This is a genomic window from Candidatus Pelagibacter sp. PS_37 (assembly GCF_059417825.1).
Genome location: NZ_CM182067.1, coordinates 801,619 through 823,480 on the forward strand (window position 1 = coordinate 801,619; position 21,862 = coordinate 823,480).

Annotated in this window: 26 protein-coding genes; 5 read left to right on the top strand and 21 right to left on the bottom strand. The window is 31.2% G+C overall.

The window, feature by feature from the left end:
* Positions 1-12 precede the first annotated feature (12 nt).
* The 5 genes from AC5SL9_RS04310 to AC5SL9_RS04330 form a co-directional block, all read right to left on the bottom strand.
* The gene (locus AC5SL9_RS04310) at positions 13-1,071 is read right to left on the bottom strand and encodes an ABC transporter ATP-binding protein (RefSeq protein WP_020169555.1); all 1,059 of its coding nucleotides are present in this window, start codon (positions 1,069-1,071) and stop codon (positions 13-15) included.
* A gap of 4 nt (positions 1,072-1,075) precedes the next feature.
* Positions 1,076-2,692 (bottom strand): ABC transporter permease, encoded by a 1,617-nt coding sequence (locus AC5SL9_RS04315; protein ID WP_006996658.1) that lies wholly within the window; start codon positions 2,690-2,692, stop codon positions 1,076-1,078.
* A 74-nt stretch (positions 2,693-2,766) separates the two neighbouring features.
* Complete coding sequence (locus AC5SL9_RS04320; RefSeq protein WP_011282242.1) at positions 2,767-3,786, bottom strand: Fe(3+) ABC transporter substrate-binding protein; 1,020 nt, start codon at positions 3,784-3,786, stop codon at positions 2,767-2,769.
* A 435-nt stretch (positions 3,787-4,221) separates the two neighbouring features.
* A complete protein-coding gene (gene aceA, locus AC5SL9_RS04325; RefSeq protein ID WP_494573869.1) occupies positions 4,222-5,496 on the bottom strand; it encodes an isocitrate lyase in 1,275 nt (424 codons plus the stop codon).
* A 45-nt stretch (positions 5,497-5,541) separates the two neighbouring features.
* Positions 5,542-5,703, bottom strand: coding sequence for a hypothetical protein (locus AC5SL9_RS04330; RefSeq protein WP_006996654.1), 162 nt, complete (start codon positions 5,701-5,703; stop codon positions 5,542-5,544).
* Between the two features lie 111 nt (positions 5,704-5,814).
* Here AC5SL9_RS04330 and AC5SL9_RS04335 point away from each other — a divergent pair, with 111 nt between their 5' ends.
* Positions 5,815-7,248 carry a helix-turn-helix domain-containing protein gene (locus AC5SL9_RS04335; RefSeq protein WP_006996653.1) on the top strand — a complete coding sequence of 478 codons (1,434 nt, stop codon included), beginning with the start codon at positions 5,815-5,817 and terminating at the stop codon, positions 7,246-7,248.
* Here AC5SL9_RS04335 and AC5SL9_RS04340 read toward each other — a convergent pair whose 3' ends face one another.
* Genes AC5SL9_RS04340 through folE form a run of 3 tightly spaced genes read right to left on the bottom strand, consistent with a single transcriptional unit; the run spans position 7,249 to position 9,769 of the window.
* A complete protein-coding gene (locus tag AC5SL9_RS04340; protein WP_011282246.1) occupies positions 7,249-8,139 on the bottom strand; it encodes a LysR family transcriptional regulator in 891 nt (296 codons plus the stop codon). It lies immediately after the preceding gene.
* Positions 8,139-9,140, bottom strand: coding sequence for an oxidoreductase (locus AC5SL9_RS04345; RefSeq protein ID WP_494573870.1), 1,002 nt, complete (start codon positions 9,138-9,140; stop codon positions 8,139-8,141). The genes AC5SL9_RS04340 and AC5SL9_RS04345 overlap by 1 nt, the downstream gene beginning before the upstream one ends.
* Positions 9,141-9,160: 20 nt before the next feature.
* Positions 9,161-9,769, bottom strand: a complete 609-nt coding sequence (folE, locus tag AC5SL9_RS04350) for a GTP cyclohydrolase I FolE (RefSeq protein ID WP_006996650.1) — start codon at positions 9,767-9,769, stop codon at positions 9,161-9,163.
* 77 nt (positions 9,770-9,846) lie between these two features.
* Between folE and hisI the strand changes: the two genes are divergently transcribed.
* Both hisI and AC5SL9_RS04360 read left to right on the top strand, forming a co-directional pair.
* Positions 9,847-10,314, top strand: a complete 468-nt coding sequence (gene hisI / locus AC5SL9_RS04355) for a phosphoribosyl-AMP cyclohydrolase (protein ID WP_041185798.1) — start codon at positions 9,847-9,849, stop codon at positions 10,312-10,314.
* Entirely contained in the window at positions 10,315-10,689 is a 375-nt protein-coding gene (locus AC5SL9_RS04360) for a DUF2237 family protein (RefSeq protein ID WP_011282250.1), read from the top strand.
* A 5-nt stretch (positions 10,690-10,694) separates the two neighbouring features.
* On the opposite strand, the gene AC5SL9_RS04365 is transcribed toward AC5SL9_RS04360, so the two are convergent.
* Positions 10,695-11,666 carry a hypothetical protein gene (locus AC5SL9_RS04365; RefSeq protein ID WP_494573871.1) on the bottom strand — a complete coding sequence of 324 codons (972 nt, stop codon included), beginning with the start codon at positions 11,664-11,666 and terminating at the stop codon, positions 10,695-10,697.
* 104 nt (positions 11,667-11,770) lie between these two features.
* Between AC5SL9_RS04365 and AC5SL9_RS04370 the strand changes: the two genes are divergently transcribed.
* Positions 11,771-11,989: a hypothetical protein gene (locus AC5SL9_RS04370; RefSeq protein ID WP_494573872.1), complete on the top strand. Its 219-nt coding sequence runs from the start codon at positions 11,771-11,773 to the stop codon at positions 11,987-11,989.
* Here AC5SL9_RS04370 and AC5SL9_RS04375 read toward each other — a convergent pair whose 3' ends face one another.
* The 6 genes from AC5SL9_RS04375 to AC5SL9_RS04400 all read right to left on the bottom strand — a co-directional run bounded on the left by AC5SL9_RS04375 (position 11,990) and on the right by AC5SL9_RS04400 (position 18,841).
* Entirely contained in the window at positions 11,990-13,609 is a 1,620-nt protein-coding gene (locus AC5SL9_RS04375) for an electron transfer flavoprotein-ubiquinone oxidoreductase (RefSeq protein ID WP_018414289.1), read from the bottom strand. It abuts the gene before it with no gap.
* 23 nt (positions 13,610-13,632) lie between these two features.
* The gene (locus tag AC5SL9_RS04380) at positions 13,633-14,586 is read right to left on the bottom strand and encodes an electron transfer flavoprotein subunit alpha/FixB family protein (RefSeq protein WP_494573873.1); all 954 of its coding nucleotides are present in this window, start codon (positions 14,584-14,586) and stop codon (positions 13,633-13,635) included.
* Complete coding sequence (locus AC5SL9_RS04385; RefSeq protein ID WP_494573874.1) at positions 14,586-15,335, bottom strand: electron transfer flavoprotein subunit beta/FixA family protein; 750 nt, start codon at positions 15,333-15,335, stop codon at positions 14,586-14,588. Before AC5SL9_RS04385 ends, AC5SL9_RS04380 begins: the two co-directional genes overlap by 1 nt.
* Positions 15,335-17,767 carry a GcvT family protein gene (locus AC5SL9_RS04390; RefSeq protein ID WP_494573875.1) on the bottom strand — a complete coding sequence of 811 codons (2,433 nt, stop codon included), beginning with the start codon at positions 17,765-17,767 and terminating at the stop codon, positions 15,335-15,337. The genes AC5SL9_RS04385 and AC5SL9_RS04390 overlap by 1 nt, the downstream gene beginning before the upstream one ends.
* Positions 17,768-17,826: 59 nt before the next feature.
* Entirely contained in the window at positions 17,827-18,186 is a 360-nt protein-coding gene (locus AC5SL9_RS04395) for a hypothetical protein (RefSeq protein ID WP_494573876.1), read from the bottom strand.
* Positions 18,187-18,271: 85 nt separating this feature from the next.
* The gene (locus tag AC5SL9_RS04400; RefSeq protein ID WP_006998028.1) at positions 18,272-18,841 is read right to left on the bottom strand and encodes an NAD(P)H-dependent oxidoreductase; all 570 of its coding nucleotides are present in this window, start codon (positions 18,839-18,841) and stop codon (positions 18,272-18,274) included.
* A gap of 38 nt (positions 18,842-18,879) precedes the next feature.
* On the opposite strand from AC5SL9_RS04400, the gene AC5SL9_RS04405 reads away from it, so the two are divergent.
* Entirely contained in the window at positions 18,880-19,077 is a 198-nt protein-coding gene (locus AC5SL9_RS04405; protein WP_271563606.1) for a hypothetical protein, read from the top strand.
* On the opposite strand, the gene AC5SL9_RS04410 is transcribed toward AC5SL9_RS04405, so the two are convergent.
* From AC5SL9_RS04410 to AC5SL9_RS04435, 6 genes are read right to left on the bottom strand one after another with little or no spacing between them, the layout of a single operon-like run.
* A complete protein-coding gene (locus tag AC5SL9_RS04410; protein ID WP_494573877.1) occupies positions 19,035-19,457 on the bottom strand; it encodes a DUF6691 family protein in 423 nt (140 codons plus the stop codon). The genes AC5SL9_RS04405 and AC5SL9_RS04410 overlap by 43 nt on opposite strands.
* Entirely contained in the window at positions 19,454-19,873 is a 420-nt protein-coding gene (locus tag AC5SL9_RS04415) for a YeeE/YedE family protein (RefSeq protein WP_006998025.1), read from the bottom strand. Before AC5SL9_RS04415 ends, AC5SL9_RS04410 begins: the two co-directional genes overlap by 4 nt.
* Positions 19,874-20,311, bottom strand: coding sequence for a CoA-binding protein (locus AC5SL9_RS04420; RefSeq protein ID WP_006998024.1), 438 nt, complete (start codon positions 20,309-20,311; stop codon positions 19,874-19,876).
* Positions 20,311-21,096, bottom strand: a complete 786-nt coding sequence (locus AC5SL9_RS04425) for an enoyl-CoA hydratase (protein WP_006998023.1) — start codon at positions 21,094-21,096, stop codon at positions 20,311-20,313. The genes AC5SL9_RS04420 and AC5SL9_RS04425 overlap by 1 nt, the downstream gene beginning before the upstream one ends.
* Positions 21,080-21,454, bottom strand: a complete 375-nt coding sequence (locus AC5SL9_RS04430; RefSeq protein WP_006998022.1) for a hypothetical protein — start codon at positions 21,452-21,454, stop codon at positions 21,080-21,082. The genes AC5SL9_RS04425 and AC5SL9_RS04430 overlap by 17 nt, the downstream gene beginning before the upstream one ends.
* Positions 21,454-21,861: a P-loop nucleotide/nucleoside kinase family protein gene (locus AC5SL9_RS04435; protein WP_006998021.1), complete on the bottom strand. Its 408-nt coding sequence runs from the start codon at positions 21,859-21,861 to the stop codon at positions 21,454-21,456. Before AC5SL9_RS04435 ends, AC5SL9_RS04430 begins: the two co-directional genes overlap by 1 nt.
* Position 21,862: the final 1 nt, after the last annotated feature.

Here is a 21,862-nt window from a genome sequence, read left to right on the forward strand (position 1 = left end):
TAGGATTTTGTATTAGAAACAAACTATATGATCAATATTAATTGGTCTCTTTATACCAAATTTTTCGTCAACTTCATGCTGATGAATATGATGTGAATGAACAAAAACAGGTACTAATCTATTACTTGCAGTTTTAAGAGTATAGATAAAATTTGTTCCTCTAAATTTTCTATCCACAACTTCTAATTTTAAATTACTTTTGTCATCATGCTCAAGATCCTCAGGCTGTAATAAAAGCTGAACTTCAGATCCTTTTGGATAATGTTTTATAAAATCTCCAGTTATTGTTCCAAGATCATCATTTTCTAAACTATTTTCACCTGTAACTTTTGCTGGGATTAAGATCCCTCGATTTAGAAAATTAACCACCTCTATTGAGTTTGGAAAATGGTAAACATTATATGGGTCATCATATTGCTTAAGTTGACCATCTAAAATTATTCCACATTTAGTTCCCAAATAAAAAGCCTCATAAGAGTCGTGTGTTACAATAATTGTTGTAATCTTATGCTCTGTTAAAATTTGCTTTAATTTAACCTGTATTTCTTCTTTAAAGTTCTGATCTACATTTGAAAGAGGCTCGTCTAATAACAATAAATCAGGATTAGATAACAAAGACCTTGCTAATGAGGCTCTTTGAGCTTCTCCAGAACTTATCTGGTGTGGGTATTTATCAACAATGTGCTCGATATGAAGAAGCTTATTTATTTCATTTAAATTTAAACCTTTCTTCTTCTTTTTATTTCTATCTGCACCAAATTTTATATTTTCTAAAACTGTATAATGGGGAAAAAGGGAATTGTCCTGAAACCCCATAGAAATATTTCTATTTTCAGGTTCAATATGAGTATTATCAGATGACAAAATTTTATTTTTTAAGATAATTTTCCCAGACTGTACTTTTTCTAAACCTGCAATTGTTCTAAGTATAGTAGTTTTACCAATACCAGATGGTCCTAACAAACAAACAATGTCTCCTTGATTTTCAATCGTTAGAGAAACATTGTTCACTTTACTTTGTGCACTTGCTGCAAATGTTACATTATTTATTTCTAAGAAATTTTTTGTCATAAGTTTAATCTTTAAGGATATATCTAGATGTAATTAAAATAAAGCAACTTGCAATAAGTATAAGCAGTAATGATGGCGCTGCTGCAGCTTCAAGTAAATCTTGGGAAGCATAAATATACGCTTTTGTTGCAAAGGTTTCAAAGTTAAATGGTCTCATAATCAAGGTAATCGGTAATTCCTTGATTATTTCAATTGTTAACAAAATACCTATTAATAAAACTGAATTCTTTAAATAAGGAAGGTGAATATTTCTAAATGTTTTAAATTTTGAATAACCAAGAAGATATGCGCTCTCATCTATAGAATAATTAATTTTTAGATAGCCAGATTTAATTCCGTTATTAGCTAAGGAATAAAATCTTATAAAATAAATTATAACCAATCCTAAAATAGATCCAATGAAAATAGATTTTATCGATTCTGTTCCAAGGTAATTAATCATATTAAGATCTAGCCATGAAATAAATGTTATAAAAGCAACAGCTAAAATAATTCCAGGTATTGCATATCCGGAAATAGAAAATGTATTTAATGCTTCTAAAAATTTACTTTTTGAAACTCTGTTTCCATAGTTTGAAATAAAGGCTAATAATATTAATAAGCAACACGATAAAAAAACTAACAACATTGTATTTGAGAATAATTCAATTAAATTTAAATCTAAAAAGTGTTTTGGAAAAATAATTGTCCAATATAACATTTGAAAAACTGGAAATAAAAAGCTTAAGAAAAATACTAACGTACAAAATAAAAACGCTAAAATTGATTTATAATTATATAAATGAACTACAGATTTTGATTTAAACCCTCCTTTTGATGATGTGTGATATTGAGCTTTTTTTCTAGATAGATTTTCTATAACAAAAAGTCCAAGTATAAAAATTAACAAGTAAGATGATAACCTGTTTGCTAAAGTAAGATCGTCAAAAGATATCCATGCATTATAAATACCTGTTGTTAAAGTCGACACTCCAAAAAATGAAACAGAACCAAAATCTGATAAGGTCTCCATTGCAACCAAAGAAAGGCCAGCAACTATTGCAGGTCTTGCCGAAGGTAAGATTATCTTAAAAAATGATTTTTGCTTAGAAAAGCCAAGGTTTTTACCAAGTTCTATTAAGTTTTGTGACTGATAATGAAATGATGCTCTAGTTAATACGTAAATATAACCAAATAGTGAAAATGATATTGAAATTATTGCGCCTAACATTCCATCAAACTTTGGAATATGAGCGTTGTAATTTCCCTCGCCCAATAAGTTTTTTAAAATTGAAAAAGCCGTTCCATAGTTTTCAAAAAAAGCAGTTAATGAATATGCATAAATATAGGCTGGTACTGCAAAAGATAGGATTAAAGCCCATTTAAAGAAATTAACACCAGGAAATTTATAAAATGAAACTAAATAAGCACAACCAACTCCTATAATAAAAGTTAAGGTTAAAACACCTGTCAAAAGTATTAATGAATTATAAATATAATCTAAAAGAAAAGTATTTTTTAAAACTGAAACGTAGTCTCCAGTTGTTTCAAAGAAACTACTGAATACAGTTATAATGGGTACAGCTACAATTATGGATATGACAAAAGAACTAAAATACCAAATGTTAATCTTATTACCCATTTTTTAACAACGCACTAATAACATCAAGCAGGGTAATTAACTTAATATTAAAAGCGCGCTGTGTTATAACCTCTTTATTTCCACTTCGCGTTAAGCATTATCTCTAATGCGATAGCTTGATTTTTTCCGTAATTAGCTACTTTAGTTTTAAGGTCTTGTTTAAAATTAAACCCCATTTGTGTAATTAATCCATGAGGCTCAACACCTTCAATCATTGGATATTCATACGTATTATTAACAATATGTTGTTGAGCATCTTTAGTTAATAAAAACTCTAACAGTTTAATTGCGTTATCTTTATTTGGAGCATATTTTAATATTCCACCTCCACTAATATTCATATGTGTTCCTCTATCACCCTGATTTGGGAAAAATGGTAATACTTTTTTTGCAGCCTCTTGTTGCTCTGCACCTTTACTACCAGAAAGCATAAGTGCGTAATAATAAGTATTTGCAACAGCAATATCAGCTTCGCCAGCTGCTACAGCTAAAATCTGAGCTCTATCATTTCCCTTTGAGTCTCTAGCCATATTCTTAACCAAATTTTCTGCCCAAATAGTAGTTCTCTCTTTTCCATTATTATCTATTAATGAAGCTACTAGAGATTGATTATAAATATTATTAGATTGTCTTATAACAATTCTACCTTTCCACTTAGGATCAGCAAGACCTTCATAAGTCAATCCATTAAGATCATTGTCACTTACTCTCTCTGGAGAGTAATAAATTATTCGTGCTCTTTTAGCTATTCCTGTCCAATTTTTAGATCTAAAGTTTGCCGGTACTGCAGATTTAATTGCTGGCGACATAGAGTTTTGAAACATCCCTTTTAAATCGAAAAGTCCTAACTTTCCAGCATCAGCTGTAATATAAAGATCAGCTTTTGAATCTTTTCCTTCTTCTATAATTCTTTTTTGAAGAGATTTATCTTTGCCGGATATGACATTCACTTTAATTCCAGTTTGAGATGTAAATTTATTGTAAAGCTGGATATCTGAATCGTAATGTCTTGCACTAAAAACATTAACTTCATTAGCTAATGTCATGCTTTTAAAAAAACTCAAGGTTAATATAATAAGTATAATTTTTTTCATTTTTTCCTTTATTTTTTACCCTTGATTAGTTTAGAATGCTTATTATTAACATTGCGAATGATTATCAATCGCATTTATTGACGCAGTTTACAATGGTTAATTAAGTTAATATCCGGATAAGCAGATTACTTAGGAAAGACATGAATGCATAAAACCCTATAAAGAAATTGCAGTACATTATTGAGACAGCCCGGTTTCTAACTCTTCTTTTTCTTACAAATGGCTTATCATCAAGGTCTGAAACATCTCTTTCTCCAATTACTTGATAGTCATATGACCAACGCCATACAGAATTACCAAAACGTTCATCTGTATTATTGTAATAGATAATCCAAGCAACAATGTATCTGTGAGAAATATAGAGAATAATTAAAAGTAAACTACTTATAAACATCCAAATATATAATCATATTTAGAAAGCTTATTAAAGACTAATTAAAACTGTTCAGATTCTGTTGATCCTGCCATAGCAGTTGTAGAACTTTTTCCACTACTTATGGTATTTGAAACTGCATCAAAATAAGACGTTCCAACTTCTCGTTGGTGTTTAACACTTGTGTAACCATCTTTTTCTCTAGCAAATTCAAGCTCTTGGATTTTAGAATAAGCCGTCATTCCTTCTGTTTTATATCTTTCAGCAAGTTCAAAAATTGCAATATTTTGAGTATGAAATCCTGCAAGAGTTATAAACTGGAATTTATATCCCATCTCACTAATTTTTTGCTGAAATGTTGCAATCTCAGCATCTGATAAATGCTTTTTCCAATTGAACGAGGGAGAACAGTTGTAAGCTAATAATTTACCAGGAAACTTTTCATGAATTGCATCTGCAAACTTTTTTGCTTCCTCAAGATTTGGTGTTGCAGTTTCACACCAGATTAAATCTGAATAAGGAGCATAAGCTAAACCTCTTGAGATAGCCTGCTCAATTCCATGCTTAACATAATAAAAACCTTCAGGAGATCTTTCTCCAGTTAAAAATGGTTTATCATTTTCATCAAAATCATTTGTAATTAATTTTGCAGCATTAGCATCTGTTCTTGCTAAAATTATTAAAGGTACCTCTGCAATATCTGCAGCAAGTCTTGCAGCTTTTAAATTTTTAATCATTGTACTAGTTGGAACTAAAACTTTTCCACCCATATGGCCACATTTTTTTTCGCTAGCTAATTGATCTTCAAAGTGAACTCCAGCCGCACCTGCTTTAATAAATTTTTTTGCTAATTCAAAAACATTTAATGGACCACCAAAACCTGCTTCACCATCTGCAATAATAGGCAACATATAATCTGTTCTATCATTTGATTTCATTTCACCATCTTGTAATTCCATATGCTGAATTTGATCTGCTCTAATTAATGCATTATTCATCGATTCAACTAATTTTGGCGCACTATCATATGGATATAAGGATTGATCTGGATACATTTCACCAGCCGTATTTGCATCAGCTGCTACTTGCCATCCACTTAAATAAATTGCTTTTAATCCAGCTTTTGCATGTTGAATAGCATGGTTTCCCGATAGAGATCCCAATGTATTAATATAATTTTCTGAATTTAACAAATCCCATAATTTTTTGGATTGGTGTTTACACATAGAGTATTCAATTTTAAATGAACCTCTTAATCTCTCAACCTCTTCTGGGGTATAATCTCTTTTAATTCCTGCAAATCTTTTTAAATCGTATGAGATGTTCTCAGCACTCATTTAGTCCTTTACTGTTATGTTGTGAAAATATTTTAAGTGAACGAATTAATTACTGTCGTTGATTTGATCAACTAAAGCATCCATTCCACTTGAGCCCCAATCACAGTGATCATCTCTCATATAAATGCCTTTTGCATTATATTGAGAAATGTCTTCTTCTCTTATGATTTGAGCTTCATTTTCAGTATTTTTAATTTTATCGTCCATGTAAACTTTATAATTTACTAAATTTACAAATTCCAACAAAATCGTTAAAAACCTTGTAAAACAGCATAATTTATTGTAAATTAAAATTTACAAAATTTACAAATAACTTATATGAGTCAATTAGATATTAAAATAGGTCCAAAAATAAAAGCTTTTAGAAGGCAATTAGGACTGCAAGCTAATAAACTTTCAGAGGATCTAGGAATTTCTCCAAGCTATTTGAATTTAATTGAAAGTGGAAAAAGAAAAATAGATGGAGATTTATTACTTAAGGTTTGTGAAAAATTAAATATTCAACTTTCAGACTTAACTTCAAAATCAGATATTAATTTAGAAAATACAATTTCAGAAATTTTAGATGATAAATTATTTGAAGACTTAGATATTCTTGGTCCTGAAGTTAAAGACCTTGTTGGCACAAACCCAAAGATCGGTAGAGCCCTTGTTAGATTAGGAGATATTCTTAAAAAGAAAGATCACGAACTAATTGATAAAATAGAAAAAATTTCAGGTAAGATAGTGGATAATAGAAAAAACTCTTTTCCTGGCGAAGTAATATCTGATTTTCTTCAACAGCATAAAAACTATTTTCCAAAATTAGAAGAATTTGCAAATAAAGTTTTTGATAAAATTCAAAAAAATAATAGAACTCGATATATTGCGTTATGTGAGTATTTAAATAAAGAATATTCAATTACAGTAAAAGATATTTTACCTGAAGAAGGAAAGCCTTTTTCTAAAATCTATAATAAGAGCAAAAAAGAACTTTTGTTAAGTGATTATAGTTCCCTAGAAACAAAAAAACTTCATGCAGCAGCTCAGATAGCTCAAGAAGGAGCAATGAAAGATATTGATATTTATTTATCAAAATTTTCTTTTCCATCAGATGAGTCTAAAAAATTAACTAAAGTTGCATTATTGAATTATTGTGGTGCTGCAATTTTAATGCCTTACAAGCCCTTTCATGCTGAATGTAAAAAATTAAAATATGACTTGGAACTTTTACAAAATACATTTGCAACTTCTTTTGAGCAAGTTGCTCACCGTGTAACATGTTTACAAGACCCAAAATTACCTGGAATTCCTTTTCACATGTTAAGAGTTGATATGGCTGGAAATATTTCAAAAAGATTTTCATTATCAGGAATTGATATACCAAGATATGGTGGTGCATGTCCTAGATGGAATGTTTATTCAGCCTTCACAAGACCCGGTGTTATTCAAGCAGCAGTTAGTAAAATGACTAATGGTGAAAAATATGTGTGTATTGCAAGAACAGTTGAAAAAGGTGTCGGACGATTTGGTCAATCAAAAAGTATTTTATCAATTGGACTAGGTTGTGACGCAAAGTATGCAAAAGATTTTGTGTACACTGAAAACATTAATGTAAGTGATAAAACTACAGAAATTCCCATTGGTGTATCTTGCAGAACTTGTGATAGATTGGATTGTCCACAAAGAGCGTTTCCACCTTTACACAAAAAATTTGATGTAGATATCAATTCTAGAGGTGTTTCAGTTTATGTTAATGATAAGTCTAGTTAATTAAGACTTCCAATCACCAATTTTACTAAACAAAAAGTTCCTAAAAGCGGTTATTCTTGCTGTGTTTTTAAGTGATTGAGGATAGACAAAGTGAGCCTCTGTTATAGGTCCTTCCGAACTAGGAAGTACTTTTATTATATTATTTGAATTTGAAACTAAATACTCTGGAAGTGCTGCAAGACCTACACCAGCTTCAACTGCTAAAAGTAAACCCATAACACTATTAACTTTCATTACTGGTTTTCTTTTTTTACCATCTTTAATTCCAAGTTTTAAAGCCCAATCTGGATCATAGACAGGAGATGGTGCTCCTTTTCCAAATGAAATGAATTTATGTTTATTAAGGTCTGAAATAGTTTTAGGCATCCCATGTTTTTCTAAATATTTATTAGAACCATAAATATAATATTTTAAATCCACTAATTTTTTTTGAATATAATTAAGCTGCTTAGGTCTTCTCATGAAAATACCTATATCTGCCTGTCTCGTACTTAAATCTAACTCCCTATCTTCAAAAATTAATTCAATTTCTATTTCAGGATTTAAAGTCATAAATTCTTGAATACGAGGTGTTAACCAGTGGGTACCAAAACTTCTAACTGTTGTAATGGTTAATTTACCAGTTGGTTTATTTTTTTGATCTCCCAAAGTAGATTCAACTTCTTTTAATTTACTAATTACATCATGAGCTGTTTTAAATAAATATTCACCATTTTCAGTTAATGTAAGACCTCTTGCGTGTCTTTCAAAGAGTTGTACTTTAAGATCTTGTTCTAAAGATTGAATTTGTCTGCTAATTGCTGACTGACTTAAGTTTAGGTTTATTGTTGCGTTAGTAAAGCTTCCCGCTTCTGCAACTGCGTGAAATATTTTTAATTTATCCCAATCCATTATTTATTAAGGTCAACAATATATCGTCCTGATGTTTCACCTTTTAACATTTTCGGATATATGTCTATTAAATCTTCTAAGCTTACTGTTTTAATTGATTTTTCTAATTGTTCGAAATCAATTAGACTTTTAACTTCACCCCAAACAAACTCTCTTCTTTTAATCGATGCTGTAACAGAATTAATTCCCCAAAGTTTAACCCCTCTAATAATAAAAGGCATAACTGTTGTATTTAATTTATAATCAGAGGCGTTTCCACAGGCTGCAACAATTCCATTGTCTCTAGTTTGTGCAAGTGCATTAGCAAGTATCTTTCCACCAACAGTATCAACAACACCGTCCCATAAACCTTTGTCTAATGGTCTAGCGTCTTTATCTAAATCTGCTTTATTTATTATGTTTTTTGCACCTAATGATCTTAAATATTTTTCATTTTCTGCCTTTCCAGTAACAGCTGTAACATCATAACCAAATTTATTTAAAATCATCACTGCAATACTTCCAACACCACCGGATGCACCAGTAACTAAAACATCTTTTACTTTTTCACCTAACAAAAGTTCTTCTCTAGCTTTGATTGCAAAAGAACATAACAATGCTGTTAATCCAGCAGTCCCTAAGATCATTGCTTGTTTAGATGAGATATCTTTTGGTTTTTTAACTAAGTAATCTCCATTAACTTTAGCAAACTGAGAATAGCCACCAAAGTAAATTTCGCCAACTCTCCAACCTGTAAGGATTACTTCATCCCCTTTTATAAATTTAGAATTATCACTTTCTAAAACAGTGCCTGCAAAATCAATACCTGGTATATGTGGAAATTCTTTTACTAATTTTGCCCCATTATTTAAAATAAGTGCATCTTTATAGTTTAAGTCTGAATAATCTACTTGAACAAGTACATCACCATGTTTTAAAAATGATTTATCTATTGATTTTACTTCTCGTGTAAAATTTTCACCTTCTTGATTAAGAACTAGTGCTTTAAAATTATCCGACATGCTTTTCTCCCTTAGGAAGGTTACTTACTAATAAATCTTAAATATCTATTCTGAATACTTAAATCTTTTTTAAATTCTCCTAAGAAATAATTTGTAACTGTTGTTGCATTTTCTTTTTTAATGCCTCTCATTGTCATACATTGGTGTGCTGCATCAATTGTAACAGCAACTCCTTTTGCATCTAATGAATTCATTAAAGCTTGAGCAACCTGCATTGTTAATCTTTCTTGTGTCTGTAATCTTTTTGAAAAAACTTCTACTACTCTTGCAAGTTTACTTAAACCTACAACTCTTTCATTTGGAATATAAGCAACATGTGCTGTACCAACTATTGGTGCCATATGATGTTCACAATGACTTGATACTGAAATATTTTTTTCAACAACCATGTCATCATAACCTTCAACATCGCCGAAAGTTTTCTCTAAAATTTTTTCAGCATCTTCAGTGTATCCACCAAAATATTCTTTAAATGCTTTAACAACTCTTTTTGGAGTTTCTAATAACCCTTCTCTACTAGGGTCTTCACCCATCCAAGTTAAAATAGTTTTAAAAGCCTCTTCAGCTTCTTTGTCAGAAACTTTTTTGGTATCTAAAATCTTGCTATCTGTGTCTTCGACTAATTTCATAAGGCAACTTTATACAGTAAATCATTGTTTTTAAAATATTTAATATATCTAACAATATGCTACATAATTACCTAATTATGTTTAAAAAAAGAGAAAATATAGTTGAAATCGAAGAGGGCAAACTCCTTTCACCAAAATTTGATAATGATGGATTAATTCCAGTTATTACAATGTGTTCAAAAACTAAAGATGTTTTGATGCATGGTTACATGAATGTTGAAGCTTTTAAAAAAACCATTGAGACTAAAGAAGCTCATTATTTTAGTAGATCTAGACAGCAAATTTGGCACAAAGGCAAAACTAGTGGCTTTACTCAAAAAGTAACTGAAATTAGAATTGATGATGATCAAGACTCTATTTGGTTAACGGTTGATATTGGAGATGGTTCAAGCTGTCATGTTGGTTATAGATCGTGTTTCTATAGATCAATTCCACTCGGCCCAATTGAAAATGGTAGAGAAATTGAAATGAAATTTGAAGAAAAAGAAAAATCATTTGATCCAGAGGTTGTCTACAAAGGCCAACCTAATCCTACAAAAATTTAAATGAGTGACAATCAAAAAAATGTTCTAGGTGAAGATCTAGAAGAGTGTTCTAACGATCCTTTAACTGGATGGCATAGAGATGGTTGTTGTAGTACTGATGAAAATGATCACGGTGTTCATACAGTTTGTGCAAAGGTTACAACAGAATTTTTAGAGTGGTGTAAAGAAGCTGGTAATGATTTAATAACTCCTCATCCTGAATTTGGGTTTCCAGGCCTAAAAGCTGGAGATGGTTGGTGTGTATGTGCTAGTTGGTATGCAAGAGCTGCTGATGCTGGAAAACCATGCCCTGTTTATTTAAAAAGAACACATGAAAAAACTTTAAAGCTTGTTTCAATGGAGGTTTTAAAGAAAAATGCTATTGATTTATCTTAATTAATTTAATTATCTTTCATTAAACTTAAATTATAAATACTTGTAGAAAATTTAGATAAGTTGTTTAGGGTATTTTTTTGTACGTCTAATATTTTTTTTTGGTGAACTCCTGTTATAGAATAATGTTTTTTACTATCTATTGTTAAAAATTTTTGTTTTAATAATATATTTAATTTTCTAATAACTGTAGCTCTTGGGATACCCGTAATATCTGAGATAGACATTGCGTTAACACCTACTTCATCCTTTTGCTCAGCAAAGAAGTACTTTTCTAAGTAAAATTCTTTATTCATTTCACTATTATTATTTTTTTTTGAGTGCAAAGCGTGATTGACTAAACAAATGCCATGAACATGAAAGGATTCTAGATCGCCATAAACTTTTTTAAATCCTAATAACATAGGCATTTGCATTTCATAATAAAGTTTCCAAACAAATGAAAAATATTCCTTGCTTGTTTCTGTTAAACGTTCACTGCTGAATGGTTCTGATATTATCCCTTCTTCAACACATATATTTGAAAGAGTTGATAAAAATCTCGTCATTCTTTTTATTGTTTCTTCAGGTTTAATGCTTGGCCAAGTGTTTCTATCAATTATAATCTTTCTATTTACTCTTTTTATTACACCGATTTCTTCTAATTCATTAATTTTTCTTCTAGTAGTTTCTTTTGGTATATTAAGTGATTTGGATATCTCTATTACATTTATTGTTTCTATTTCAACCTCATTTTGATCAAAATACTCCTCATAATTTAACTTCACAAAATTCTTTGAATAAGCTTCAAATGTGTTCATTAATAAATGCATAATGATCATAAATTTTTCATAATCATGAAAAGTTCTGTAAACATTATTAACCCAAGCTAATTGTAGTGGTACCCAAACAGGCATTATCGAAACAAAGTTTTTCTCAATTACTTCTAGTATATCCTCACTGTGGATTTGCTTTGATATTTCAGGTAATAATTTCTTCATAAAATTATATTTCCACCCAAAATGGACATGATTTAAACAAGAGTCAACCCAAAATGAACATCTAGTGATTTGTGTTGTTTGTATTTTGATGGTTTATTATCTACATGAGTGCTGAAAAAATAAGTTCTACAGAGTTAAATGATCTTCCTCCTTTAGCAACCCCTGAAAAGAGTGAGGAAGTTTCATCATCTGGAAGAGTAGATATTAATATTCTTTTAAATAGAGCTAGAAAAGAAAAAGAAAAAGAAAATCTAACAAACCTAGTTTTTGCTGGATTAACGTCTTGCTTAATTATTGTTGCCGGTATTATCTTATCCTTTTAACTACATATTTCCATATTTAGGCCCACCACTTCCTTCGGGTGTTACCCAAGTAATATTTTGAGAAGGTTCTTTAATATCACAAGTTTTGCAATGAATACAATTTTGAGAATTTATAACAAATTTATTTACACCATTTTCATTTTGAACTTCATAAACGCCTGCGGGGCAATATCTTTGAGCAGGTTCATCAAATTTTTCTAAAGTATAATTTATCGGTAAGTTCGGATCTTTTAATTGTAAGTGTACAGGTTGATTATCAGTGTGATTGGTTCCTGTTAAATAAACAGAACTTGTTTTATCAAATGTAATCACATTATCTGGTTTAGGGTAATCAATTTTTGGCATTTCATTTGCTGGTTTTAATGTTTCATGGTCAGCATGCTTATGTCTTAAGGTAAAAGGTAATTTTCCTCTAAATAATATTTGATCAATTCCTGTAAATATTATTCCAAGAATTAAACCCCAGCTAAAACTTGGTTTAACATTTCGAGCTTGGTGGAGCTCCTCATAAATCCAACTTTTTTTAAATTTATCCTCATAAATTGATAAATCTTTATTTTCTTTTAAATGTTCGTTTATTGTTTCTGCAGCAATCATTCCACTTTTCATTGCAGTATGTGATCCTTTAATCTTAGGCATATTCAAAGTTCCCGCATCACAACCAATTAATAAAGCTCCAGGCATAAACATTTTTGGTAAACTCTGAAGTCCACCTTCAATTAAAGCCCTTGCTCCATATGAAATACGTTTTCCACCTTCAATTATCTTTTTAATTGCAGGGTGAGTTTTAAATCTTTGAAATTCATCAAACGGTGAAAGATGTGGGTTTTTATAATCAAGACCAATTACATATCCTAAAAAAACTTGTTTATTTTCTGCATGATACATAAAGCTACCACCATAAGTATTGTTATCAAGTGGCCAACCTGCAGTATGCATGACCATTCCCTCTTCATGATTTTTTTCACTGATTTCCCAGATTTCTTTAAAACCTATTCCATATTGTTGAGGATCTTTACCTTCTGATAAATTATATTTTTCTATTAATTGTTTTCCAAGATGCCCTCTACATCCTTCTGCAAACACAGTAACTTTTCCTAATAGTTCTATGCCTGGTTCAAAGCCATCTTTTTTATTTCCATTTTTATCAACTCCCATGTCTTGAGTTGCAACTCCCTTAACAGATCCATCTTCATTGTATAAAATTTCACTTGCGGGAAAACCTGGAAATATTTCAACACCTAAAGCTTCTGCTTGTTCTGCTAGCCATCTGCATAGATTTGCTAAACTAATTATGTAATTATTATGATTTTGTTGAACTGATGGAAGCAGCCATGTTGGCCAGCTTAATGATTTAGATTTTCCTAAAAATAAGAATTTTTCTTTAGAAACCTTAGTTTTTATAGGTGAATTAAGTTCTTTCCAGTTTGGTAATAACTCATCTAATGCTCTAGTTTCAAAAACATTGCCACTTAAAATATGAGCTCCTATTTCGGATGCTTTTTCTAGTAGGCAAATATTTAATTCTGGATCTAATTGTTTGAGTTTAATAGCAGTCGATAGTCCTGATGGGCCACCACCAACAATTACCACGTCATACTCCATTGCTTCTCTAGGCATATGGTAATTTTTTATATTATTTGTTATTTTTGTATAGTGTTTAATTTATTCAATTCTTCTAGGAATTGAGGAAGGGCTTCAAACAAATCAGCTTCTAAACCGTAATCAGCAACACTAAAAATAGGTGCTTCTCCATCTTTGTTTATTGCGACAATAATTTTACTTTCTTTCATACCAGCTAAATGTTGAATTGCTCCAGAAATACCAACTGCAATATATAGATCTGGCACTACAACTTTACCCGTTTGACCAACTTGATGTTCGTTACTTATGTAGCCTGCATCAACAGCCGCACGCGAAGCTCCTATTGCAGCATTTAATTTATCTGCAATATCAGTAATTAATTTAAAATTGTCACCATTTTGCATGCCTCTTCCGCCTGAGATCACAATTCTTGCAGTTCCAAGTTCTGGTCTGTCTGATTTAACTTCTTCTCTTTTAATAAATTTAGATAACGTAAACTCTTTTACCGAATCCATTTTTTCAATGGGTGCTGATCCACCTGAAGTTTCACAAGGTTCATATGAAGTTGGTCTAATAGTTACACATTTTTTTGTATCAGTGCTTTTTACAGTTGCAAATGCATTTCCCGCATAAATAGGTCTGATAAATGTATCTGGAGATACCACTTTGATTATGTCACTAACTTGTGATGTGTCCATTAAAGCTGCTATTCTTGGCATTAAGTTTTTACCAAATGTATTAGCCGAACTAATTACATGTGAATAATTTTCAGAAACTTTAACAATCAATGGTGCAAAATTTTCCGGTAGAAAATTTTCATAATGAGTGGCTTCAACTTGTATTACTTTTTTAACCAAGGGTATTTCAGATAAAACTTTTGCAACATCAGAGCAATTATTTCCTATTAGTAATGCATGAACATCACCATCAATTTGTGATGCAGCTGTAATAGCGTTAAGAGTAAATGGTCTTAATTCTTTATTGTTATGTTCGGCAATTAATAAAATTGACATTATATAACTTTCGCCTCATTTTTAAGCTTTTGCACAAGTTCAGCTACACTTGATACTTTAATTCCAGCTTTTCTTTTGGGCGGCTCTTCAACTTTAATTTGTTGAACTCTTGGTGTTGCATCAACACCTAAATCTGCAGCTGTCATTTGATCTATTGGTTTCTTCTTAGCTTTCATAATATTTGGTAGAGATGCATAACGCGGTTCATTTAATCTTAAATCACAAGTAACTACCGCTGGAACGTTAACTTCAATAGTTTCTAAGCCTTCATCAATTTCTCTAATTATTTCTAATTTATTGTCTTTAATGTCAATTTTTGATGCAAAAGTTGCTTGAGGCCAGTCCAATAAAGCACTCAACATTTGTCCTGTTTGGTTGCAATCATCATCAATTGCTTGTTTACCCATAAATACTAGATCAGGTTTTTCTTTATCAACAATTTTTTGTAATATTTTAGCTACTGCTAAGGGTTCGACTACGCCATCTACTTTAACATGAATTCCTCGATCAGCACCAACAGCTAATGCTTTTCTAACTGTTTCTTGTGCTTTTTCTTCACCAATAGTAACCGCAACTATTTCAGTTGCTTTACCTGCTTCTTTAATTTTTACAGCCTCTTCAATTGCATTATCATCAGGTGGGTTGGTTGACATCTTAACATTATCCGTAACAATTCCTGTGCCATCTTCTTTAACTCTGATTTGAACATTGTAATCAATAACTCTTTTTACAGCTACTAATATTTTCATTATGCTCTTAATAAGTTGTTTTCAGGATCATATGGGCTTTCTTCTAAAATTGTACAATCGTACATTTTACCAAGAATATCAATTTTCAATTTTTGCCCTGGTGTCGCAATCTCTGGTTTGACCATTCCTAATGCGATTGATTTTCCAAGTCTAAATCCAAAATCTCCACCAGTTGCACGTCCTATAACTTTTTCATTATCATAAATTGGATTATTCCCTAAAACATCTGCATCCTCTATATTGTGAACTTCCAAGGTAACCAATTGATTTGAAAATCCTTTTTCTCTCCATTTATTCAAAGCATCCAATCCTATAAAATTTCCTTTGTTGGGATGAACAAATCTATCTAACCCAGATTCGTAAGGTGAATATTCAATTGATAATTCTGTGCCAACAAGTTTATAAGATTTTTCAAGTCTCAAACTATTCATTGCTCTAATTCCATAAGGCTTAAGACCTAAATCTTTTCCAGCTTCCATTAATCTATCAAAGATGTGATTTTGATATTCAATTGGATGATGCAATTCCCAGCCAAGCTCACCTACAAAGTTTACTCTCATAGCGTTAACTGGTGCATTACCAACATCAATATTTTTTGCACTCAACCATTTAAAATTTTCATTTGAAAAATCATCTCTTGAAACTCTTTTCATTAGTTCTCTAGCTTTAGGACCAGATACAACTAGAACTCCCATACTGTTTGTTAAATTTTCAAATTGAACACTACCATCAGTTGGCATCCACTTTTGAATCCAGTCATGATCTAATCTTTGGTTTGCTCCTGCAGAAACTAAATAGTAACTTCCCTCAGCTTCTTTCATGATTGTAAATTCAGAGTGCACTCCACCCTTAGTATTAAGTGCATGACATAATCCAATTCTTCCAACTTTTTTAGGAAGTTTGTTTGCGACTAAATAATCTAAAAACTCTTCAGCACCAGGTCCTTTAATTCTACATTTAGCAAATGCCGTCATATCTAAAAGACCAACATTCTCTTTTACATTTTTGCATTCTTGCTCAATTGCTTTAAACCATTTTGATCTTCTAAATGACCAGTCATCTTTTTGCTCCATCCCGTCAATTGCGAAGAAGTTGGGTCTTTCCCAACCAAATTTTTGACCAAATACTGCGCCTAATGCTTTCATTCTATCATAACAAGGTGATGTTCTTAATTCTCTAGCAGCCTCTCTTTCCTCATCTGGGTAGTGAACTTTAAATACATGATTGTAAGCTTCTTCGTTTTTTTCTTTTAAATAAGATTTTGTTGCATAATCACCAAACCTTCTTGGTTCAACACCAAGCATATCTATTGTAGGCTCACCATCAATTATCCATTCTGCAAGTTGCCAACCCGCTCCTCCTGCTGCAGTTATTCCAAAACTATGTCCTTCATTAATCCAAAAATTTTTCAATCCCCATGCAGGTCCAACAATTGGGTTTCCATCTGGTGTATAACAAATTGCACCATTATAAACTTTCTTAACTCCTACCTCTCCAAAAGCTGGTACACGGTGAATAGCTCCTTCTATATGCGGTGCTAATCTATCTAAATCTTCTTGAAATAATTCATACTCTGAATCTTTTGATGGTCCATCAACATAACAAGCTGGTGCTCCATCTTCGTATGGTCCTAATATTAATCCACCTGCTTCTTCTCTCATATACCATCTGCTGTCGCTATCTCTTAAAACTCCCATTTCAGGTAAGCCATCTTTTTTTCTTTTTACGATATCTGGATGAGGTTCTGTTACAATATATTGGTGTTCAACTGGTATTACTGGAATATCTAATCCAACCATTTTTCCAGTTTGTCTAGCAAAGTTTCCAGAACAAGAAATTACATGTTCGCATTCAATAGCACCTTTATCTGTTTCAACAATCCAGCCATCTTTAGTTTGTTTCATTCCAACTACAGCTGTGTTTCTATAAATCTCTGCACCTAAATTTCTAGCACCTGTTGCCATTGCTTGTGTTAAGTCAGCTGGCTGAATGTATCCATCTTCAGGGTGTTGGATTGCTCCAAGTAAATCTTCTGTACGGCACAATGGCCAAATTTCTTTTACTTGATCTGGTGTTAAAAATTTTACATCCACACCAATTGTTTGAGCAACACCTGCATATTGATGATACTCATCCATTCTATCTTTAGTGCTTGCTAAACGAATATTTGATACGACACTGAAACCAACATTTTGTCCTGTCTCTTCTTCTAATTTTTTATAAAGATCAACCGCATACTTATGAAGCTGTCCAACTGAATAGCTCATATTAAATAATGGAAGTAAACCTGCTGCGTGCCAAGTAGATCCAGATGTTAATTCTTTTCTCTCAATTAAAACAACATCGGACCAGCCTTTTTTTGCTAAGTGATAAAGAGCACTAACTCCTACTACACCACCACCAACTACAATAACTTTAGCTTTAGATTTCATTAAAGCGATTCCTACTAAATTTTTAATACGAACGAAACAAAATTCGCTTATCCTCTAAATTAAATTGAGGATCCTAGGGGCATTGGAGCGGACACCATTGTGGTCAACCAGCAGTCTTTTAAAGGGCCTTCATCTTTATATTTTGCAACTTGCCATTTAAATTTATAATAAGACTTGTCTTCTCCTAGAACTCTAACCTCAAATAAAACTACTGAATTTGCGAGGTTTATTTGAATAATTTCATGATCTAAATGATTTAGTAATATTTTATAAGCCTTACCCTTCATCATAACCTTAAATCTATCTAATGGTCCTGTACTTTTTCTATTGCTAGGATGAGCAAATTCCCAGGTTTGTTCAATTCCATTGTCTATAGTGGGAGAATTGTTTTTTTGTAAACTTTTCAACTGAATTTCCACAACCTGGTATGGCTCAATATTATTATTAGGCTTTATGAGATTTGCTTGTGAAATTGTGAAACTTAGAAAATAAATTAATAAAGTTTTATATATTATTTGCTGTCTTTTTAACGTCTTCAAGAAATTCTTTTCGTTTTTCATCTGTTACAAACGGTACTGCAAAATATCTTCTGTATACAATATTATAAATGCCACACATATGAAACACACCTCTTTTTAGTCTTCTAATAGGTAAATTTAAAAAAAATGTTGTAACCGCTAACCTTGGGGATCCATAGGTACAAAAGATTATAGCTTTTTTATCTTTTAAGTTTCCCATTGGATAACCATAATTTCCAACTAATTTTTTAAATGTGTAAGCCCATGGGGGTGACAAAACTTTATCTATCCAGCCTTCTACAATAGCTGGCATTCTAAAGTTCCAAATAGGTGCAATTAGAACAATAGTGTCACATTTCTCAATTCGTCTTCTATGATCTAGAACGTCTTCTCCAGCTTGTTCACCAGCAAAAACTGGATTGAATTTATCTTTATATAAATCTACACAATCAACTGTATTACCGTTTTTTTCTGCTGTTTTAATAAATGTATCTCTAATAGCTGCATTAAAAGACTTTTCATTATAGTGCCCGTATAAAAGAAATATTTTTTTCATTACATTAAGGGTGTATAGACTAGAAAAATTAAAAATCTATGAAAAATTTTTACGTAGTTGCTGGTATTCATAAAGATCCAAATAAAATTGAAACTATCATTAAAGATACAGAAAAAAAATTTGGACCTTTTGAGGAAGTCGAAGCTAATAATTTAGCTAAGAGTTTAATTCAAAAAAATATAGATGATTTTTATCATCGTGCTTGGGTTGTTAAATCTAATAATTTAACCAAATAAAACCCAACAAACATAAAGATTACAAAACTTACAGAATTTAAATTTAATAAAGCCAGTGAGGCTATTGCAGGTCCTGGACATAATCCAGCTAAGCCCCAGCCTGCACCAAAAAGCGATGAACCTATAATTAATTTCTTATTTAGTTCTTTATTATTTGAATAAGAAAATTTATCAGCAAAAATTGGTTTCTTATTATTTTTAAATAAGTGAAAAAATGGTGAGGATATTATTAAAGCTCCAATCATAACAAATGCTAGAGATGGGTCCCATTCTCCAAAAATATTTAAAAAACCTAAGACTTTAGGGGGATCTATCATCTGTGAAACAGTAAGACCTATTCCAAAAATTATTCCACAAATTAAAGATATAATCATATTCATATTAAATTTTTTACCAGAACAGTTAAAATTCCAACAATCATAAATGTTACTGTTGCAATAATTGATCTTAAAGAAAATCTTCCAATTCCACTGATGCCGTGTCCACTAGTACAGCCTCCCCCTATTCTTGTACCAGCTCCAACCAATAAGCCTGCAATTGCTAATAAATAAAATGAGTTTGAAATTGTGATATTGATTTCCTGTTGAGTAAATATTTTATAAACAATAGGTCCAATAATTAATCCAATTAAAAATAAAAAATTATCAAATCTATTAACTTTTGAAGTTAAAAAATTACTGGCAATTCCACTTATTCCAATTAATCGACCGTTAAATACAAAAAAAATAACTACCGCTAAACCAATTAAGGATCCACCTAGAAATGCAGAGATTGGAGTAAAATTAACTATATTCATTTAACTTTGTAAAACTGGAAAAGCTGGGTTTATATTTAAAAAAAGCTTTTGATATTCCATCTTTGTACATCTATTTTCAATATACTCAATATCATTACTCTCCACCAATTCTTTGGCATCATTACTTCTAATTCCAAGTTGTAACCAAAGAACTTTTGCTCCAATTTTAACACTTTCTTCAGCATACTTGTTAGCTTCTGTTGATGGTCTAAATACATCTACGATATCAATAGGTATATTAATATCTTCAAGTTTTTCAAAAACCTCTTCTCCTAAAATCTTTTGACCTTTGGCACTTGGGTTAACTGGAATAACTTTAAAACCATATTTTTGCATATACTTCATCACTATTGTTGATGGCTTTTTATCATCTTTACTAACACCCACCATCGCTATTGTTTTATACTTTGAGAGAATTTCTTTTATTTTATCGTTCACTACTTATGTTTCCACTTAGGTTTTCTCTTTTGTAGAAACGCTGATATGCCTTCTTTAGCATCCATTGCCATCATATTTTTAGTCATCATTTTACTAGTGTATGCGTAAGCTTTTCTCAATGGCATTTCTAATTGATTATAAAAAGTTTGTTTTCCAATTTTAATTGTAAGACTTGATTTTGAAGCAATAGTTTTAGCAACTTTTAATACTTCATTGTTTAATTTTGATTTGGAAAAATGATTATTAACTAGTCCAATTTCTTTTGCGTAATCTGCTTTAATAGGCTCTCCCGTTAACAGCATATGCATCATTCTTTTTCTATTAACCTTTCTACTAACAGCAACCATCGGTGTGCTACAAAATAAGCCTATATTTACACCTGGTGTTGCAAAAATTGCATCATTAGTACTGTAAGCTAGATCACAACTTGCAACTAACTGGCAACCTGCTGCAAATGCTGCTCCATGAACTTTTGCAATAACTGGCTTTTTTCCTTCAACTATTTGAAGCATCAACTTTGAGCAAAGATTAAAAAGTTTTTGATATTTTTCTCTTTTCTTTAATCCACTTACTTCTTTTAAATTGTGACCCGCACTAAAACCTTTTCCAGACCCTTCGATAATTATTACCTTAATATTTTTGTTTTCATCTAGTTTTTTAAAAGCTTTAATTAAATCTCCTAAATTTTTTAATGAAAGAGCGTTATAGGTTTTTGGCTCATTAATGATGATTGAAGCAATATCTTTATTTAAAAGTTTAATTTTAATATTACTTAAGTTTGCCATCTTCTCTCATTTTGGCTCTAATTTTTGTTGCAGAAATTTGTTGAATTTCTTCTGACAAAACAACTTCTTCTATTTTGTAACCAACTCCTCTTCCATAACAAATATTAGTAATATTAGGAACCATCATTATTTTAAATCTTCCTTCAAATTCTGGGTTTAACTTTTCTTCAATATTTTTTTTAACTGTGTCAAAATCAAACGGATTATCGTCAACACCTTGAACATCTCTTATTTGAATGCAAACTTGACCTGTTTTTTTAATAATTTCTTGAAATAAAGCATAGTGACCATCATGAAATGGTTGCCATCTGCCAAGCATTTGTGCTGTTGGTTTTTTATTATCCCATTCGTAAGCCATTATTTTATCTCCTTTATAATTATTGGTGCCCAATGTTTAGCATCTTGAGTTGTAACCTGACAATCAAATTTTTCAGGCTTTATAAACATCTTATTAGTATCGTCAAAACGTCCCTCTTTTATTGTATTTACCCAAACTATATAATCTGCAGGAAATAAGTTTCTTGCCTCCGGTGTTGGGCAAACAAAGTCTGCTACGACATAATTTCCATCATCTTTTAATTTTTTTGCAAAATCTGCCATTCTACTTGCTTGTCTTGTTCTGCCTTCTTTTGAAAAATCCCAATCATTAGCTTCTTTTCTAACTTCATCAGCATTAAGTCTTTTAGCATTTAGTAATGGAGCAATTTCATTTGCTAAAGTTGTTTTGCCAGATCCTGGAAGACCCATAATTAATATTATTTTCATT